The organism is Pantoea sp. Acro-807, assembly GCF_011752675.1.
Classification (GTDB): Bacteria; Pseudomonadota; Gammaproteobacteria; order Enterobacterales; family Enterobacteriaceae; genus Pantoea; species Pantoea eucrina.
In genome coordinates, this window is the sequence record NZ_VWXE01000001.1 from 1,230,466 (window position 1) to 1,247,555 (window position 17,090).

Annotated in this window: 19 protein-coding genes, 1 tRNA gene and 1 other RNA gene; 11 read left to right on the forward strand and 10 right to left on the reverse strand. The window is 54.9% G+C overall.

All coding sequences use genetic code 11. The annotated features are described in order from the left end of the window. Nucleotides 1-84: 84 nt before the first annotated feature. The 7 genes from F3J39_RS05905 to F3J39_RS05935 all read left to right on the forward strand — a co-directional run bounded on the left by F3J39_RS05905 (nucleotide 85) and on the right by F3J39_RS05935 (nucleotide 6,593). Nucleotides 85-1,083 carry an ABC transporter substrate-binding protein gene (locus F3J39_RS05905; RefSeq protein WP_039384973.1) on the forward strand — a complete coding sequence of 333 codons (999 nt, stop codon included), beginning with the start codon at nucleotides 85-87 and terminating at the stop codon, nucleotides 1,081-1,083. Further along, on the forward strand, nucleotides 1,083-2,123 hold the full coding sequence (locus tag F3J39_RS05910) for an iron chelate uptake ABC transporter family permease subunit (protein ID WP_166713931.1): 1,041 nt from the start codon (nucleotides 1,083-1,085) through the stop codon (nucleotides 2,121-2,123). The genes F3J39_RS05905 and F3J39_RS05910 overlap by 1 nt, the downstream gene beginning before the upstream one ends. Next, nucleotides 2,120-2,881, forward strand: coding sequence for an ABC transporter ATP-binding protein (locus tag F3J39_RS05915; RefSeq protein ID WP_039384982.1), 762 nt, complete (start codon nucleotides 2,120-2,122; stop codon nucleotides 2,879-2,881). The genes F3J39_RS05910 and F3J39_RS05915 overlap by 4 nt, the downstream gene beginning before the upstream one ends. 11 nt (nucleotides 2,882-2,892) lie before the next feature. Then, nucleotides 2,893-4,119, forward strand: a complete 1,227-nt coding sequence (locus F3J39_RS05920) for an MFS transporter (protein WP_166713932.1) — start codon at nucleotides 2,893-2,895, stop codon at nucleotides 4,117-4,119. A gap of 190 nt (nucleotides 4,120-4,309) precedes the next feature. Then, entirely contained in the window at nucleotides 4,310-5,071 is a 762-nt protein-coding gene (locus F3J39_RS05925; protein WP_071668910.1) for a basic amino acid ABC transporter substrate-binding protein, read from the forward strand. A 45-nt stretch (nucleotides 5,072-5,116) separates the two neighbouring features. After that, nucleotides 5,117-5,881: an amino acid ABC transporter permease gene (locus tag F3J39_RS05930; RefSeq protein ID WP_039384993.1), complete on the forward strand. Its 765-nt coding sequence runs from the start codon at nucleotides 5,117-5,119 to the stop codon at nucleotides 5,879-5,881. After that, a complete protein-coding gene (locus F3J39_RS05935) occupies nucleotides 5,868-6,593 on the forward strand; it encodes an amino acid ABC transporter ATP-binding protein (RefSeq protein ID WP_094111097.1) in 726 nt (241 codons plus the stop codon). Before F3J39_RS05930 ends, F3J39_RS05935 begins: the two co-directional genes overlap by 14 nt. A 62-nt stretch (nucleotides 6,594-6,655) precedes the next feature. On the opposite strand, the gene phoA is transcribed toward F3J39_RS05935, so the two are convergent. Further along, the gene (phoA, locus tag F3J39_RS05940; RefSeq protein ID WP_094111049.1) at nucleotides 6,656-8,062 is read right to left on the reverse strand and encodes an alkaline phosphatase; all 1,407 of its coding nucleotides are present in this window, start codon (nucleotides 8,060-8,062) and stop codon (nucleotides 6,656-6,658) included. Between the two features lie 246 nt (nucleotides 8,063-8,308). On the opposite strand from phoA, the gene F3J39_RS05945 reads away from it, so the two are divergent. From F3J39_RS05945 to F3J39_RS05960, 4 genes are all read left to right on the forward strand, one after another. Next, nucleotides 8,309-8,396, forward strand: a tRNA-Ser gene (locus tag F3J39_RS05945). 46 nt (nucleotides 8,397-8,442) lie between these two features. Next, nucleotides 8,443-8,571: non-coding RNA, RtT sRNA (locus F3J39_RS05950), on the forward strand. Between the two features lie 505 nt (nucleotides 8,572-9,076). Then, a complete protein-coding gene (locus tag F3J39_RS05955) occupies nucleotides 9,077-9,310 on the forward strand; it encodes a hypothetical protein (protein WP_039384996.1) in 234 nt (77 codons plus the stop codon). 310 nt (nucleotides 9,311-9,620) lie between these two features. After that, nucleotides 9,621-9,767 carry a DUF333 domain-containing protein gene (locus tag F3J39_RS05960; protein ID WP_282097876.1) on the forward strand — a complete coding sequence of 49 codons (147 nt, stop codon included), beginning with the start codon at nucleotides 9,621-9,623 and terminating at the stop codon, nucleotides 9,765-9,767. Nucleotides 9,768-10,359: 592 nt separating this feature from the next. Here the strand turns inward: F3J39_RS05960 and F3J39_RS05965 are convergent. The 9 genes from F3J39_RS05965 to F3J39_RS18975 form a co-directional block, all read right to left on the reverse strand. Then, nucleotides 10,360-10,560: a hypothetical protein gene (locus F3J39_RS05965; RefSeq protein ID WP_071667927.1), complete on the reverse strand. Its 201-nt coding sequence runs from the start codon at nucleotides 10,558-10,560 to the stop codon at nucleotides 10,360-10,362. Between the two features lie 603 nt (nucleotides 10,561-11,163). Then, entirely contained in the window at nucleotides 11,164-12,984 is a 1,821-nt protein-coding gene (locus F3J39_RS05970) for an amylovoran biosynthesis protein AmsF (RefSeq protein ID WP_166713934.1), read from the reverse strand. 110 nt (nucleotides 12,985-13,094) lie between these two features. Continuing rightward, entirely contained in the window at nucleotides 13,095-13,409 is a 315-nt protein-coding gene (locus F3J39_RS05975; RefSeq protein ID WP_071667929.1) for a hypothetical protein, read from the reverse strand. Nucleotides 13,410-13,609: 200 nt separating this feature from the next. Beyond that, nucleotides 13,610-14,122 (reverse strand): lysozyme, encoded by a 513-nt coding sequence (locus tag F3J39_RS05980; RefSeq protein ID WP_166713935.1) that lies wholly within the window; start codon nucleotides 14,120-14,122, stop codon nucleotides 13,610-13,612. A gap of 1 nt (nucleotide 14,123) precedes the next feature. Continuing rightward, entirely contained in the window at nucleotides 14,124-14,354 is a 231-nt protein-coding gene (locus tag F3J39_RS05985; protein WP_039385006.1) for a class II holin family protein, read from the reverse strand. Between the two features lie 172 nt (nucleotides 14,355-14,526). Further along, a complete protein-coding gene (locus tag F3J39_RS05990) occupies nucleotides 14,527-14,895 on the reverse strand; it encodes a hypothetical protein (protein ID WP_039385009.1) in 369 nt (122 codons plus the stop codon). 220 nt (nucleotides 14,896-15,115) lie between these two features. Then, a complete protein-coding gene (locus F3J39_RS05995) occupies nucleotides 15,116-15,883 on the reverse strand; it encodes an antitermination protein (RefSeq protein WP_166713936.1) in 768 nt (255 codons plus the stop codon). A gap of 94 nt (nucleotides 15,884-15,977) precedes the next feature. Then, nucleotides 15,978-16,679 carry a replication protein P gene (locus F3J39_RS06000; RefSeq protein WP_166713937.1) on the reverse strand — a complete coding sequence of 234 codons (702 nt, stop codon included), beginning with the start codon at nucleotides 16,677-16,679 and terminating at the stop codon, nucleotides 15,978-15,980. Continuing rightward, nucleotides 16,676-16,969, reverse strand: coding sequence for a hypothetical protein (locus tag F3J39_RS18975; protein WP_223811756.1), 294 nt, complete (start codon nucleotides 16,967-16,969; stop codon nucleotides 16,676-16,678). The genes F3J39_RS06000 and F3J39_RS18975 overlap by 4 nt, the downstream gene beginning before the upstream one ends. Nucleotides 16,970-17,090: the final 121 nt, after the last annotated feature.

The window sequence follows — 17,090 nt, forward strand, 5'->3', positions numbered from 1 at the left end:
CAACCATTGATAATGTAATTCATTATCATTATTATCGCGGGCATAAACTTTACGGATCAGCGTTTTTAAACGAGAAAGGGTTAGATGAAAAACGTCATTTGTGCATTTGCTTTACTGTTTACTGCCGCCAGTCAAGTCGCTGCTGCCCCCTACCCGCTGACCATCGAAAACTGTGGCTATAAAGAGACGTTTACCAAGGCGCCGGAGCGCGTGGTTGCGCTGGGACAGAACACCACGGAGATCCTGCTGCTGCTCGGGCTGCAGGATAAGATTGTTGCCAGCGCTTTCTGGCCGACAAAAGTGCTGCCGCAGCTGGCGAAGCAGAACGCCGGAATCAAAACGCTGACCGTGGAGATCCCGACGCTGGAATCGATTCTGGCGCAGAACCCGGACTTTGTACCGGCGCAGGCGCCGCTGCTGCTCGGTCCGGAAAGCAAGGTCGCAAAGCGTGAAGATTTTGCCACGCTGGGGCTGAACAGCTATATGTCGCCCGGCATGTGCGCCACCAAAAAAGGCGCGGGTGATATGTACGGCAGTCGTCAGAAATTGTGGGACATGACTTATCTGTATCAAGAGATTGACGATTTCTCACGTATCTTCAATGTGGAAGATCGCGGTCAGGCGCTGATTGCGGATTTCAGACAGCGTGAAGCCGCACTGCGTGAAACCTTCAGTAAAAACAAGCGTAACCTCTCTTTTGTCTTCTGGTTCTCCAGCTCCTCCCCTGCGGCAGACGCCTATGTGGGCGGCAAAAACAGCGCTTCCGGTTTCATTGCCAGCGTGCTGGGCGGGCATAACGCCATTACTACCGAGACCGAGTGGCCTACCGTGGGCTGGGAGAGCATTATTGCTGCCAACCCGGATGTGATTGTTGTCTCCAGCCTCGATCGTAACCGCTGGACGCTGGACAGCGCCGAAGAGAAGATTAAATTCCTTAAGAGCGACCCGGCGGTAAGCCAGCTGGATGCGGTGAAAAAAGGGCATATCGTGGTCATGGATGGCCAGGCGATGAACCCGACTATCCGCACCATCTACGGCGCGGAGCAGGTGGCAGAGCAGCTGCGTAAGCTGGGGCTGAATTAATGCCCTCCGCTGTTACCGCCGTGCGGCAGACGCTGATGCTCAGCGTGACCACAGTAGCGGCGCTGCTGCTTCTGACCCTGGTCATTGCGCTGGGGATCAGCGTGGGCGAACTCCCGGTGCCGCTCAGAAGCGTGTTTTACGCGTTCAGCAATCGTCTGGGCCTGACGGCAGAGCCGCTCAATCGAATTTATGAGAGCGTGATCTGGGACTTTCGGCTTAGCCGGGCGCTGGTTGCCGCCTGCTGCGGCGCGGGTCTCGCCATCTGCGGCGCGGTGCTGCAGAGCCTGCTGAAAAACGCGCTGGCGGAGCCTTACGTGCTGGGCGTATCGGCGGGCGCCTCTACCGGCGCGGTGGCCATTGTTATTCTGGGTCTCGGCACCGGCGCTGTTTCGCTCTCGGCGGGGGCGTTTGCCGGCGCCTTTGCCGCGTTTGCGTTTGTCGCTTTTCTCACTAAGGGCGCGCGCAGCGGCAATGAACGCACCATCCTCGCCGGCGTCGCGGCCTCTCAGCTGTTTAATGCCGTGACCGCCTACACCATCAGCACGTCAGCCAGCGCCCAGCAGGCGCGTGACGTGATGTTCTGGTTACTGGGCAGTTTTAGCGGCGTGCGCTGGCCGGAATTTCAGCTGGTGCTGATTGTGGTGCTGCTGGGGCTGGCGATCTGTCTCTGGTACGCGCGCGCGCTGGATGCGTTTACCTTTGGTGATGATGCCGCCGCGTCGCTGGGTATCGCCGTACCGCGGGTGCGCCTGATCCTGTTTACCACTACCGCACTGATCACCGCCACCATTGTCAGCATGGCCGGCTCGATCGGCTTTGTCGGCCTGGTTGTGCCGCACGTGATGCGCTTTTTCTTCGGCCCGCTGCATCGCACCCTGCTGCTCGCGTGCGCGCTGGCGGGAGCGATTCTGATGGTGCTGGCGGATATCGCCTCGCGCCTGCTGATTGCGCCGCAAAGCCTGCCGGTAGGCGTGGTTACTGCGCTGGTCGGCGTTCCTTTCTTCGCCATCATCATTTACCGCTCAGGAAATAAACCATGAGTATTTGCGCTGAAAATATTACGTGGAAAGTGGGCAGGAAAGTCATTGTTAATGATGTCTCGCTGAACGTAGCGCGCGGAGAGACCGTGGGCCTGCTGGGGCCAAACGGCTCCGGTAAATCGTCGCTGCTGCGCGTGCTGGCGGGCCTGCGGCGTCCGCATGCAGGACAGGTCACGCTGGATGGCAACGATATCCGCTTTATCGCCAAAAAAGCGCTGGCGCGCCGGGTGGCCTTTGTTGAGCAGCACGGGATGACGGAGGCCAATATGCGCGTGCGCGACGTGGTGAAACTGGGGCGTATTCCGCATCACTCCCCTTTCTCCAGCTGGAGTGCGCAGGATGACGCCGCGGTGCTGGCGGCGCTGCAGCGCGTGGATATGGTAGAGAAAAGTGAACAGGGCTGGCAGAGCCTCTCCGGGGGTGAGCGGCAGCGGGTGCATATTGCGCGGGCGCTGGCGCAGATGCCGAGCGAAATTCTGCTGGACGAGCCGACCAACCACCTCGATATTCATCATCAGATGCAGTTAATGAAACTGATCAGCGAACTGCCGGTGACCAGCATCGTCGCAATACACGATCTCAATCACGCCTCGATGTTTTGCGATACGCTGATTGTGATGCAGCAGGGAGAGATTGTTGCCACCGGCACGCCGCAGGCGATTCTGAATGAGGATCTGCTGTGGGATGTTTTCCGCGTGCGGGCAAAAATTGAAAACTCCCCTTACCACAGCGGTAAACACATTCACTATATCGCCTGACGGAAACCTTCATGTCTGTGCCCCGGCCCGCCACGCGGCTCTGGCTGCCTCTGCTGCCGGGCTGCCAGTTTATTTTCAACCTTGGCTTTTACGCCGTGGTGCCTTTCCTGGCCATTTTTTTGCGCGACGATCTGGCGCTCTCCGGCACGCTTGTCGGGCTGATACTGGGACTGCGCACCTTCTGTCAGCAGGGTATGTTTCTGCTCGGCGGCGCGCTCTCCGATCGCTTTGGTGCCCGGCGTGTGGTGCTGGCAGGCTGCATGGTGCGTATCAGCGGCTATCTGCTGCTGGCAGGCGGTGAATCTTTAACGCCGGTTATCATGGGTGCCTGTCTGACCGGTATTGGCGGCGCGCTGTTTTCGCCCTCTATTGAAGCGCTGCTGGCGAAAGCGGGTACGCAGAGTGAAGCTGAAGGTAAACGCAGCCGGGCAGAGTGGTTCGCCCTGTTTGCCGTCTGCGGTGAACTGGGTGCCGTTATCGGTCCGGCCGCGGGCGCGCTGCTGACCGGCTACGGTTTTCGCCAGATCGCCTATGCCGGCGCGGCGGTATTTGTGCTGGCGATGATTGTGCTCTTTTTCACCCTGCCCGCCGCGCCAGTACGCCGCGCTTCGCTGCAGATCGTGCCGTGGTGGCGCACCTTTCACCAGCCGCGCTTTGTAGCATTTATTATCGCTTACAGCAGCTGGCTGCTGAGCTATAACCAGCTCTATCTGGCCTTGCCGGTGGAGATCCAGCGCGCCGGCGGTCAGGAGAGCGATCTGGCGCCGCTGTTTATGCTGGCCTCGCTGCTGATCATTACGCTGCAGCTGCCGCTGGCGCGTCTCGCCCGCCACACCGGCGCGGCGCGGGTTGTGCCGTGGGGCTTTGCGATGATTACCGTGGCATTTCTCAGCGTGGCGCTGTGTGCTGATGCTACTCCGGCCGCGGGCTGGCTACGCCTGCTGCCCGCAGCAGCTTTTGTCACGCTGCTGACGCTGGGACAGATGCTGCTGGTGCCGGCGGCAAAAGACCTGGTGCCGTGGTTTGCGGAGCCGTCATCGCTAGGCGCGCACTATGGCGCCCTGGCCACTGCCGGTGGCGTTGCGGTGTTGCTGGGTAACGTCCTGCTGGGAGGCGTGCTGGAACAGGCGCGCGAACCCTCAGAGGCGGCACGGCTGCCGTGGCTACTGCTGGCGCTGTTTCCTCTCGCCAGCGCGATTGCCATGCGCATTATCTGTGCGCCATTGCGCAAAGCGTGACCTGCGGCCGGACGCGCTGCTCTCCTGCGTTCCGCACTGTGCCACAACGGGCGGATGCCCCCCTTCACGCTTTGATGAATATTGTCCTCAGCGCTGACTATTCCGCTTGCCAGAGCATGCAGCAATGTGTATTTTTATGCATTAAATTTGCATAAATTACGCATCTTGTCCCTTCTCCAGGAGAATCACTATGTTTACCCGTTCAGCCCTGCTGGGCTTAGTGCTGGCACTGTCAGCCACGGCGGCGCAGGCCGTTACCTATGTTGTCGGCTCTGGCGGCACTTACCGTCCGTTCGAATTTGAAAACGCGCAGAAGCAGCTGGAAGGGTTTGATATCGACATTATCAAGGCCGTCGCCAAAGCGGAAAATTTTGATATTAAGCTGGTCAATACCCCGTGGGAAGGCATCTTTGCCACACTCAATTCGGGCGATCGCGACATCATTATCTCCGGCATTACCATCACCGATAAGCGCAAACAGATGGTGGATTTCTCCGCGCCCTACTTCCCGGCTGAACAGGCTATTGTGGTACCGGAAACCGCCAGCGTATCGTCACTGGCGTCGCTGAAGAACCTGAACGTAGGCGTGGTGAACTCCAGTACCGGCGATATCGTGGTCTCCGATGTGCTGGGCAAAAACAGCACGGCGATTAAACGTTTTGATAATACGCCGCTGATGCTGCAGGAGCTGTATGAAGATGGTATTGGCGCGGCCGTGGGGGATGTTGGCGTGGTGAAATACTACATAAAAACGCATCCGGAAAAGCAGTTCAAACTGGTTTCTGATAACAAGTTTGAGCGCCAGTATTTCGGCATCGCGGTAGCAAAAGGCAACGATGAATTACGCAGCAAGATCAACGCCGGCCTGCAAAAAATCATTGCCGACGGCACCTATGCGAAAATTTACGCGACCTGGTTCGACAGCAACGTTCCTGCTCTTCCCGCGCAGTAATTTTCCCGTCGCCGCGCGCTCGCGCGGCACAATAAGGACGTTTTTATGACTGGCTTCCGCTGGGAAATCATCGGGGAATATATGCCGCTGTTTATCGACGGCGCGATGATGACCCTCAAATGCACGCTTATCTGTGTGATCACGGGCACCCTGTGGGGCCTGACGCTCGGCTTAGGCCGCCTGGCGTCGGCGCCGCACGGCCCGTGGAAATATATACTGCATTACGGCATTCAGTGGCCGGTGCGCATCTATATCAGCGCTTTTCGCGGCACGCCGCTGTTCGTGCAGATTATGGTCGTGCACTTTGCGCTGATCCCGCTATTTATCAATCCGCGCGACGGCGTGCTGGTGGCGAACGGCATTATGCCGGCAGAGTTTGCCCGCGAGCTGCGCGCCAACTATGGCGCTTTTCTTTCCTGCGTTGTGGCCATCACTCTTAATGCAGGCGCTTACGTATCAGAGATTTTTCGCGCCGGGATCCAGTCGATCGATCGCGGCCAGATGGAAGCGTCGCGATCGCTCGGCATGCCATATGGTCGCACTATGCGCAGAGTGATCCTGCCGCAGGCGTTTCGCCGCATGCTGCCGCCGCTCGGCAACAACGCGATCGCTATTGTTAAGGATTCATCGCTGGCGTCAGCGATCGGCCTCGCCGATCTGGCGTATGCTGCCCGTACGGTTTCAGGCGCCTATGCGACTTACTGGGAGCCCTATCTGGTGATTTCGCTGGTGTACTGGGTATTCACCTTCCTGCTGTCGCTGCTGGTTCGTTACATGGAAAAGAGGTTTGGCAAAAGTGATCCACGTTGAAAACTTGCAGAAAAACTTTGGTGAAAACCAGGTGCTGAACGGCATCAGCTGTGACATTCCGGCGCAGGAAGTATTGTGCGTTATCGGTCCGTCCGGCTCCGGTAAAAGCACCTTCCTGCGCTGCCTGAACGGGCTTGAAAGCATTGACGGCGGTCGCGTGGTGGTGAACGGATTTGAGGTACAGGATCCCAAAACCCGCATCAATACGCTGCGTCAACACGTGGGTATGGTGTTTCAGCGCTTCAATCTGTTCCCGCACATGACCGTGCTGGAAAACCTGATTATGGCGCCGATGGATGTGCGCAAACTGTCGCGCCAGCAGGCCACAGAGCAGGCTAAAGCGCTGCTGGAGAAGGTGGGCTTAACCGATAAGATGCACGCCTGGCCAAACAGCTTATCCGGCGGCCAGCAGCAGCGCGTTGCTATTGCACGGGCGCTGGCGATGGAGCCGGAGATCATGCTGTTCGATGAGCCGACCTCCGCGCTCGACCCTGAGCTGGTCGGCGAGGTGCTGAGCGTCATGAAAATGCTGGCGCAGGAAGGCATGACCATGGTGATTGTCACGCATGAAATGGGGTTTGCGCGCGAAGTGGCAGATCGCGTGATGTTTATGGATCAGGGGATCATTCAGGAGCTGGACACGCCGGATGTGCTGTTCACCCGGCCGCAAAATCCGCGTACTCAGGCGTTTCTCAGCAAAGTGCTGGGGTGATACTGCTCCGGTAATAACAAAAATCCACGCCGCAGCGTGGATTTTTTCTGTCTGCTATCCGCTTATTTAAGCGCCAGCGCATTTTTTAGCGTGAAGAACAGATCGGTCTGATCGGTCAGCCCCACCACGTTTGCCGCGTGCGGTCCGTAAGCAGCAATGCGCAGCTGAGCACCGGTATGCTCCTGCGAATCCTCTTCCGAGTTGCCGTAGCTGATGGTCATTACCGCACCATCTTTCGTGTTCAGCGCCTGGGTCAGGCCCGGCGCTTTGGTGCCGTTCTCAACAATCTGACTGCTGTGCGCGTGGTCGGCGGTGACCACCACCAGCGTATCGCCATGTTCGCGGGCATAGGCCAGCGCCACCTGGACCGCTTCGTCGAGATCGACCGTTTCGCCAATCTGGCCGCACGGATTAGCCGCGTGATCCTGTTTATCGATTGAAGCGCCCTCGACCTGCAGGAAGAACCCTTTCTCATTTTTGCTCAGCAGGTCGATCGCTTTTGTTGTCATCTGCGCCAGCGTCGGCACCGATGCCGGACGATCCTGATTAACCTCACAGGTCACCACCGGTTTATCGATGTTGCCATGATAACTGGCTTTGGGACCCTGCCAGCGCACCGGCATATTGCCCGGCGCAAACAGCCCCAGCAGAGGCTGCTGCTGGGTGGCCTGCTGTACCGCGTTCATTGCGTCCAGGTTTTCTACCAGCTGATAGCCGCGCGCCTGCGCCTGCTCATACAGCGTTTTGCCTTTATAGTCGCCTGCTTTAGCCACCTCGTTAAAGCTCTTTGCACCGCCGCCCAGGACCACATCCGGCCGGGTCAGCAGCATTTGCTCGGTAATTGAGCCGCGGCCGCCCTGCTCTAAGGCGTTGCCCGGGCAGAGTTCGCTGGTTTTCTCCGGGCCGTAGCATTTGCGTGAGGTAACATGCGCCATCAGTGCCGCTGGCGTAGCATCCTGCAGTTCGGCAGTAGAGACATTACCCGTTGCTTTGCCGGCCGCTTTAGCCAGCTCAAGCAGCGTGATTTGATCCTTGCCATTGACGTCGACGCCAATCGCCCCGTTATAGGATTTGGTGCCTGTAGCCCACGCGGTGGCGGACGCGGCAGAGTCAGTGACGTAAGAGGGTTTATGCGTTTTTTTATCCAGCGAATAGTGCGTGTACTGCCCGGTAAGCGGAAGCGCATCAATACCGGCAAAAAAGCCGCCTGCTCCCACTGCAAGGTTACGTGCCGCGGTGATCTCAGAGTCACCCATGCCGTCGCCGATCAGTAAAATGACATTTTTCGCCGTCTGATTACTCAGCGAGGCTTTCAGCGCCTCAGTCTGATCGCTGCTCAGCCGACGCGCGCCACCATGCTGCGTCAAATCGCCAGTTGCTGCTCTATTGTATGTTGTAACATCTGCCACCGCGGAGGTGGCAATCAGCGAAGCCAGCAGTGAAACCGTCAGCAGAGGTAAGTGTTTCATTCTTCAGCATCCTTATCAGTGAGACAACCCGGTTATTTTCGCTGCCAAGTCTGCGTCAGCGGGATGACATTTTTGTGTCAGACGCGCAACGTTTCTATGACAATCGCCGCGAAGCGAACAGGGTTAATACAATCTGCGCAGAGCTTAAGCAGATAGAAAAAAAGGAGAAAATAGCGCTTGACCCTTTTCAGCTAACTCCCTATAGTAGCGCCCCGTTGACCCAGTGCGGTTAGCAAAAAAATATGTGGTGAGGTGTCCGAGTGGCTGAAGGAGCACGCCTGGAAAGTGTGTATACGGCAACGTATCGGGGGTTCGAATCCCCCTCTCACCGCCACAAATTTGAAGAAGAGCCTGAACTCACGTTCAGGCTTTTTTTTTGCATATTGCACAGTGAGAGGGGTATGAGAACCTCCGACCGGGTTCGACGGTGAACTCTGTTCACCGGACAGCGGAGCCTGCGACGCTGCCCGCAGGGTGAGCGAAGCGAATCAATCCCCCTCTCACCGCCACAAATTTGAAGAAGAGCCTGAACTCACGTTCAGGCTTTTTTTTTGCATATTGCACAGTGAGAGGGGTATGAGAACCTCCGACCGGGTTCGACAGTGACATCATGACCTTCAGACATGAGCTCACATACAGCTTTTGAGATGGCGCAAGCGACCAACTCAGCCCTTCCGTGATCATTTTCCCTATATCTTCATGCTTCGTGACTGCCTGCGCTAACACATGGTACGGCTAATTGATGTGATTACTATTTGCTCAGGCAATGTCAGGCTTAATGGCACCTTCATACAGGAGGCCATAAGCGACAGTACAAAATGAATTTTCCATGCTGGATCGCTATCATTCTAATGATTACATTCGCCGGCGCAGGTAGTGTCGCGCTGGTTAAGATTGCCTCACAGGTTTCTAACAATAATGATGAGAAGGAACCATAACAGGAATGGTTGTTTTTATAGTCGGGCGCTATATCCCCTGTCATGTGATATACTGCCCGTCCCTGAGAAATTTGATATGAAATCTGAAGACACGCTGGACTGGTACCCTGCCCAGCTTCCTCCTGTAAAAACCATACTCGGTGATGCTGTGATCGAAGTCGGCAGAACCGGACGGCCAGTCAATACACGCACACTTCTTGAATACCTCCAGATACAGCAAAACAAACAGAAGTTACGCGATAATAAAATAGCAATGCAGACCGCTATTGATGTTCTGAGAGATAACCAGCGCGTTAACGGAAGGTTATAGCCTCGCGGTTATCGATAGCCTGACAAAGTTAAGCCGCGGCTCTGTGTAGTCCTGCGCCGGTGAAGGGAACCCCTCAGAGGCCACCGTTAAGGTTGAACCGGAACCACGTCATGTTCTCGCCCTCCTGCGTTGAAGCGTCGCGGAAGGTGGTTGTATGGCTCCGGATCCAGTCATTGGCTGCCTTGAGCGTTAAAGTGCCAGTTAACGCGCTCCAGCTCCTCTACGAAGTCAGAAGTGGCAACGTTGCTGCGGCCTGATGGCTCGCGCATGATGAATCTGATGAATGACAGGCAAGCCTCAGCAAACAGGCATGTCTAACCCTGCCTCAGTTTATTGTGAAAAAATGGGGGGTAAACCGGACATAGTTAAAGGTCCTGATGGTGATTCAGGTTACTGCACCCTTCCGGGTGGGGAGCGTATCGAGGAGTGGGCACTGTACCGCCGAGATAACCAATAAGCTGTGGTGCCGGTTAACGGTAACTAAAATGTAAGGTGCCGGGCCTGGCGATCGGTACGAAAATGCGTCTGGTTTACTGTTTGATAGCAGGAAGAAAATTTTAGCTAAGGAGATGGCATGTCAGTTTTTGCGAAGATATCAATTCCGATGTTTTGCATTGCGTTCGCAATGTTCTATTTGGCGCGCAATAAGCGGGACAAAAATTACCTCGTTCCGGGCTTTGTTCTGTTAGCTGCTGGCTTTGTGAATGTCGTGATAGCGTTTACTACGGGTTAGTAGCCGGAAAGAGCGTTCAGATAAGATAAGGCCGCAGAAATGCGGCATTGCACACGCTAAGGCATTTACATCGATACAGCTTAGCGATCAATAATTTACACTTGTTTCTTTCCGAAATCGGCGTCAAATCTTTCAGGCAGCACATCGTTAAGCTCCCGGGCGTGGCGGCCATGAGTGATAACAAAGAAGAATATGAAGCTGATATTGAGAAAGTATTTGGGAAAATGAAGCCTGAACTGTAAAAAATATCCGGATCGCATCCTGGTTTTTCATGCTCCCTCACCCATAAGCCTGCCACTGAGCGGGCTTTTTATGCTTATAACTTGCCATTCTTAATGATCACTATGGCATCGCGGTATACATCTGCCATGAAGACATCATTGGTTGCTCGCCGGTAGGCCTCAAGCCTGCCCAGCAACTCTTCGATTGTGGTTTCAGCCCCGGTGTCAGCGAGTTCGAGTGCTGCTTTCAAAATGGCATTAGCTATCAATTCCACTCTGTCATTGTCATTTTCCATAATCCCCCATCTGTAACTGCTAACCACATTAACACTTGCGGGGTCGGGATGTCGGTTTATCGGGCTTTTTCTTCTATTGAGCTACTATGCTTCCTCTTAAAGCCGGCGCTAAGCGGGCTTTTTTATGCAATGCGTGCCACGCAGAGTAATTTGTCGAATGGTTGTTTCCTGAAGTAACACTGAACGCATATCCTTACTGTCGTCAGCTAACGCTGACAAATGATTTGCCCTTATTGAACGAATTTACGCCCGTGTAACGCGGGTTTTTTTACGTCTGAAAAAAAATAAAATCACATATCAGATGCATTTAATCTCATCAGCAGCACGCTGAAGCAACGCAGGGGCACAGAACTGAGTCCCGCCGCGCCTTAACATCAGGCGCTGAAAAAGTGCAAACATACAAAGCAGTAAGCTTTGGTGCGCGGCAACGCTCAATCAAAGCTAACTGACAGGAGAATAACTATAAACGCACAAGAACGCCGCCGTGCTGCCCAAGCTGATACGATGGGCACCTGTCGAGACCTGGGATCAAAACAGAGAGTGAAAAGAGCCTGAACTCTCGTTCAGGCTCTTTTTTACCTGCCGCAATACTCTCTCAGGCGGTTAAAAATAGGCGAGCTTGCGGTTAACGCCGTTAATCCTGACGGTAATGTAACCCGCCGCCGTGGCTGATGCGGCCGGTGCCGATGCCGGATCGGACGTCAGCGTAACCACTTTGCCGTCATAACCCACGCCGGCGGTGCCGTTGTGATAGTTCATCACCGTTGACAGGTTAACGCGGTTATCCGTATTCAGATTGGTCACTTCAGACAAATCAGGATTAAACAGTGAACATTCACCGCCATCGAACCGCGACGGGCCATCAGTAGTAAGGTTGATGACTACATCACCACACTGTGCTTTAAGCTTGATCCAGACTTCAGCATATTTTCCTTTATCATCAGTGGTGCGAACAATGCAGTCGATGACACCGGAATCACCTTCATAATGCAGATTGCCGCCGACCGAACTTTCTCCGCGATAAATATTGAGCAATGTTTTACCGCAGACGTTGGTAAGCAGTGGTGCGGTAGCTGGCTGTGTCTGAGTATCACGCAGCGCTTTGCCCAACATGTCGATGTTCCAGTGCTGATTAGCACGAGGGAAAAAGAACTTGCCAAGGCGGAACCACTTATCTTCCGTGCTGGTATTGGAGACGCGATATCCCGAGTACCAGCCCGCCTTCATCGAACCCGTCATCTGGGTGCCAAAGTTCTCATCACGGCGCCAGCCCTGTTCATAGTTTGAAAGCAGCGCAAAGCCGGTGCGCTCGGTATCAATGCTGGAACCGGACTGCAGGCTTAGCTGGCGCATCAGAACACGTGAGTAGTTAAGCTTCAGCGGGTTAATGGAGGATTCGATGCTCAGCGCATCAATGATCCACTGACCATTACTCAGATCGCCAGGGAAGCGCGTATGTTCAATCCATACATTACGGATCAGGCCCTGCCCCACGCGCGGCATAAACAGCGTGGCATCACCATAACCGTGCTGGAAATTGGAGTTGGTTAGCTCCACGGCCGTTGAGTGGTCCCAGTTACCCTGGGGTGAATCGGACCAGGTAATATCAAATACCCGACCATAGGTATTGCTGGAGTAAATCTGATCCAGTCGCGTATCAAGCGTATCGATAAAGCTGAACACCGAGTTACCATTGTTTTCCACACGAAAACAGGTGACGTTGATGTACTGGCCTTCAATGGTAATATTTTCAAAAAATGGCTGCTGGTTACTTACCATTGCAGTGGTAATCGCGCCGGTGTTTGCCGTGGTATCGGCGGTCGCCTGACCATCCCAGAAAATACCGCGAATAGCCGTCCGGCGCGCTTTAATTTTGAAAACGGTGTTAGCTGACTTATCCGAGGTAATAATCGTTCTGGGTGCAACACCATATTCGCAGTCGTCGCCATAGAGATTGAAGAACGGCAGCTCGCCCTCACCGGTTAAATCGACAGGATTAATAATAAACTTACCGGCAGGAAAACGTATTCCGATATCGCGGATAGGGTTTTTGTTCGGATCATCAACCGGTGATACAAAGCCTCTGGCCCAGCGGTACATGTTGATACAGGCATCGTGGTTAACTGCGCCGTTATCGGCATCAAATGAAACCGAGCCGCGTAAGCGCTTGCCGCCAAAATGGAAAATATTAATAGCGGATACATCATCAATAATACGCTGCCAGTAATAATCGCCGGCAGAAGAGACCGCAACGGTGCCACTGTCATCCGCAGGGGCTTTACCCTTTGTGTCGACAAAGCCTACAAAGCGGCCACCACCATTAAAGGTTGAGTCCCTGTCGTAATAGCGCTTAAGAAATGCAATTTCACCTGATGCAGAAGGTTTGGTGGTGCGGAGTTCAGCAAATGAATTTACTTCGATCATGATATTTCCTTTTAGGGTTTATTGAGCCTGTTTGCTCGTGGAGAAGCTTTATTTTTCGGTTAAGGTAAATAACCTGCAAAATGCAGATAGTGAGAAAATCGCCTGATGAGTTACCGGAGCGATTCAATTTTTCTTATGGCGCGCTTATCCCGGTTGCAGTTTTCAACCGACGTCATAAGCCTTTCGTTAAGTTCGAGGCTGTCGCCCCAGGTCATAGGATCGGGTACGGGGGGGATTTCGCAGTCAGCCAGCAGCTCTGCCGGAACGGGCATTGCCGGAAGCTGAACGTATTCTTTCTCTGTGTCTGCGCAGGCTGTCAGCCACATCAGCAGGAACAGAGTGAGCGGAACACGCATCCTCTTTAATCGCCTGCCTGATGTAGACAACGCGCCTCTCGCTTTCAGCGTCGTTTTGATATCGATCATGATGAGCAGCCTTTGCGATATCGTTAAAGAGCATTACTGCGGTAATGAGGTTGCTGGTTACTGACTCCGCCTTTTTCCGGGCCTGGACTGCCCGGGAGATCTCCTCCTGCGCCTGCAACATTCGCGAGTGATAGTGACTGGCAACGGCGGCAGATATCACAACCGTCGCCATAAGGAAGAGCCTGAGTACCAGATGCCCGTTATTTATCAGCCAAATCATCACTACTCTCCGCCAGGCACAAAGCGCGTTCCATGTCGCGACGATGCATCAGCCCGCGCCATTTTATGCCGCCGGCATAGACCCAGCGGCGCAGCTCTTCGCAGGCCTGAGCCCGATCGCCAGCGTTGAGTTTTTTGAGCAGAGTGGAGCGGGTGAAAGCAGACGGGCCGATGTTATAAGCAAAGCTGTATAGCGATGCGCGCTGGTATTCACTCAGGGGAACCTTTACTACGCCATCGACCACCTTTTTAACGGACCGGAGATTGTTTTGCAGCAGCCGATCGCAGTCGCTATCGCTATACTGCCTGCCACTGATGATATCGCTGCCGGTATGCCCGTCACAGACGGTCCGGACGCCGGCCACATCCTGATAAGCTTTATAAGTACGCCCTTCCGCTCCCTCCTTTCCGCCAAGAAACAGGGTGGCAATCAGCATGGAGCCGCCACCTGCGGCGGCGATCAGTTTTCTGCGCACGCTGCCGGACATAGTCATATCAATCCTCCTCCACTTTTACGGCCGGACCATATTTCTCAAGTGCTTTTACCTGAGCGTTGGCGACCTTGCGTTTGAAGTACCAGTTGATGAGCCCTGTAATGATGATGCCGGCAATACCTGCCAGTACGCCGATGGCAGACCACTCATCAGGACTCAGGCTGGTGAGTACACCGTTAAGAATGGTGCCCCCGGACGTGCCCAGGGCAACACCAGTAACAAGTTTGCTCATAGTTTGAGTGCTCGCAGACGCCGTCCGATCGGACAGGTGCTGTTGATCAACAGAAGAAAAGAGGCCCTCCGCCACAACGGATAGCATTGATGTCGCATTGAGTGGCGGGGGCGGAAACGAAAAAGGCACCGCCGAAGCAGTGCCTTTAGAAAAGGAAATAAACTATTCAGGATTATTTTTTAAGCGTTTCCAGAACGTTTTTGATACACAGCGGCATCATTCTTCCCCGCAAAAAATCTCTTGTATCTGCATAGGGATAGCTGACACCCTTAGCCATCTTTCTGTAGGTTTCTGCGCCTTTTACAGAGACGCTTATGAAGTCATCTTTTTCAATAGCGTAGTCGGAAAGAGCGTGCCCATCCGCTTCAAACGCCTGAACTTCTTCTGACACTATTTGCCTGGTGCTGAGATGGGTCGACATTGATCGGTCAGTTATACGCCATTCCATTTCGCACAGATCGTTAGCTGCGCGTTGCGCATCCGATATCACAGCAAAAGATGGCGCGCACAGCACGATTAAAAGGGCGCACAGAATTCTCATTATTCCTCCCTGAAACCGGCGTCATATATTTCAGATGCCCATAAAAAAAGCCCTCGCAGCGTGTGAATCTGCAGGGCTCTTTTATTATCACAGAGTGATGAAAGCTGATTTAGTTTGCGGGCTGAACATCATCACGCAACTTCAACTGTTGAAAAGTATACCCCCGGGTTCGGGAAAAGTAAATAGCCTGCGATAATTTAATACACTATTTTTTAGGGTGCTATGCAGTGGCGCTTTTCAGCGCGGCATCTGCGCGGGTTTCCTCAGCTTCCAGCTTAGTAATAAGCCGATCGTAAAATGGCTTACCGCTCTTCTTCCATGTGTCCAGGCTGATAGCGCCGGTGAATTCTGAAATTGCCTTATACGCCCCGGTTGAGGGTATGCGCTCGTAGCCGCGCCCGCAGCAGCGCCTGCACTCACCCTTCACCGGCACCCCCTGCTTTTCCGTTGCCGCTTTTAGCACTGCCTGTCCGCGTCCGTTACAGTCGCGGCATGCAGTTGATACGACGCCCTTGCCTTTGCACGCCCTGCAGAGCACGCGTACGGCCTCTTTGACGTTTCTGGTGAGGCCGCCGTGCAGAGGCGATTTCATTGACAACACCTCTGCCTCGATGAATCCGGTGGCCTGACAGCATTCGCACGGCTTCACGCTGGCGGCGCTGCGGCAGTAATCGAGCCAGGCATAAGCGGCGAGCGTTTGCATAACTGCCGTTCTGACACCAGCATCAAGCTTGCGAAAGGCGGCAACCTTATCGCAGCTCTGCAGTGCAAAATCAGTTAGCAGGGAGACGGCCCGTGCTGCGTCGATTTCACTGACGCCCATCTTCCCCATGAAAGCGCTGTAACCGAGCTGAACGCGGCTCTGCGTCATACCTATGGCGGCGATATAGTCGATGCCGGTAAGCGTATCAGGCGACGTCTGCGGTGCTGTTCCGCTAAAGTTCTGCCCCTTCGGAAAATGATACTTAACCGTTGCTTCTAAGCTCATACTGCCTCTCTTTGCTTAATCAGTTCGCCTGTTTTATCCCGGCGGTACATCTGCCGCCACAGCGGGATATCGATGTCGTGCTGAATCCTTTGCATCATGCTGTAGTGCGTTTTGCTTTCAGCGTAGCGCGCAGCAGGGCCACGCCCTCCCTCGCCTTTTCCGGGGTGGAGGGCATTGCAGCCTTCAGCAGCTGCCTGCGCGGCTCCGGAATTGTTTCACCGGCCTCGATCCGTGCAGACATTTTGCGCAGCTCAGAGCGGCACGTAATGCGCAGCTCAGACTCGCTCAGGTTGTTCGCGCGCATCAGGCTGCAGAGGCTGGTAACCATCCAGTAATCGGCGTTGCTCTTCCACGGATAGTGCTCCGGAGAGGCATAGTCGCCACGCTGCGCGCAGTAGGTCATCACCCTGCTATAGAGCGTCTCTTCATCCGGCAGGCCCGCAGCGGCGAAAGCGTCCTGTTTACACCAGCTGATGAACTGGCCCGGTGATGGAAGAAACGGCGAGCCGCTGGCGCGCGCCTGGCGCATGCCGGCTGAAAGCTGCTGTTTGCTGGTCACGCCGTTCTCCGCTAAGGCGGCTATCCACTGACGTTTAGCGGCGGCTTCGTCTGCCGGATCCCGCCAGACCGTGCTGACTGAGGCGGGGAAAACCTGCTTCAGCCCGCTGAAGAACTCATCTATCACTTTTTCGATCGCCTGATGCAGGCGTCGATCCGCCGGCTGCGGGACGTCACCGGCCATGCGCGCCAGCGCGCTGCTGTCACGATGATTAACTGCCGTGACGAGATTTCTCATATGAAGTTCTCCCATGCTTCCTGGCTGTTCCAGTGGACGGCAGGCTGCTGCCCCGCTGGTGCCGCCCGGTTACGGTCTGGCTGGTTCATCTGAATTTTCAGTGTGTCCCACTTTTCCCGCAGCTTCGCAGGGCTGAGCACGTTTGACTGCCAGAAGCGATCGCGGCTGGCCCAGAGAAATACCTCACAGATATCGCGGTGCGTAACCTGCAGGGCCGAGCGCAGCAGTCTGATGTCGTTTGACCAGGCGGGCCAGGCGGGCTGCCGGGCATGCGGAGCGACAATCTGCACCCTGCTGAACATCCACCTGGCTGTTTTGAGATCCTCTTCGGTTCCCCACTTGTCCCCCCTGGGAGTCCGGACCGCGGCTTCAGGACGCGATGCATAAAGCGTTGCAGAGGATGTGTCAGGG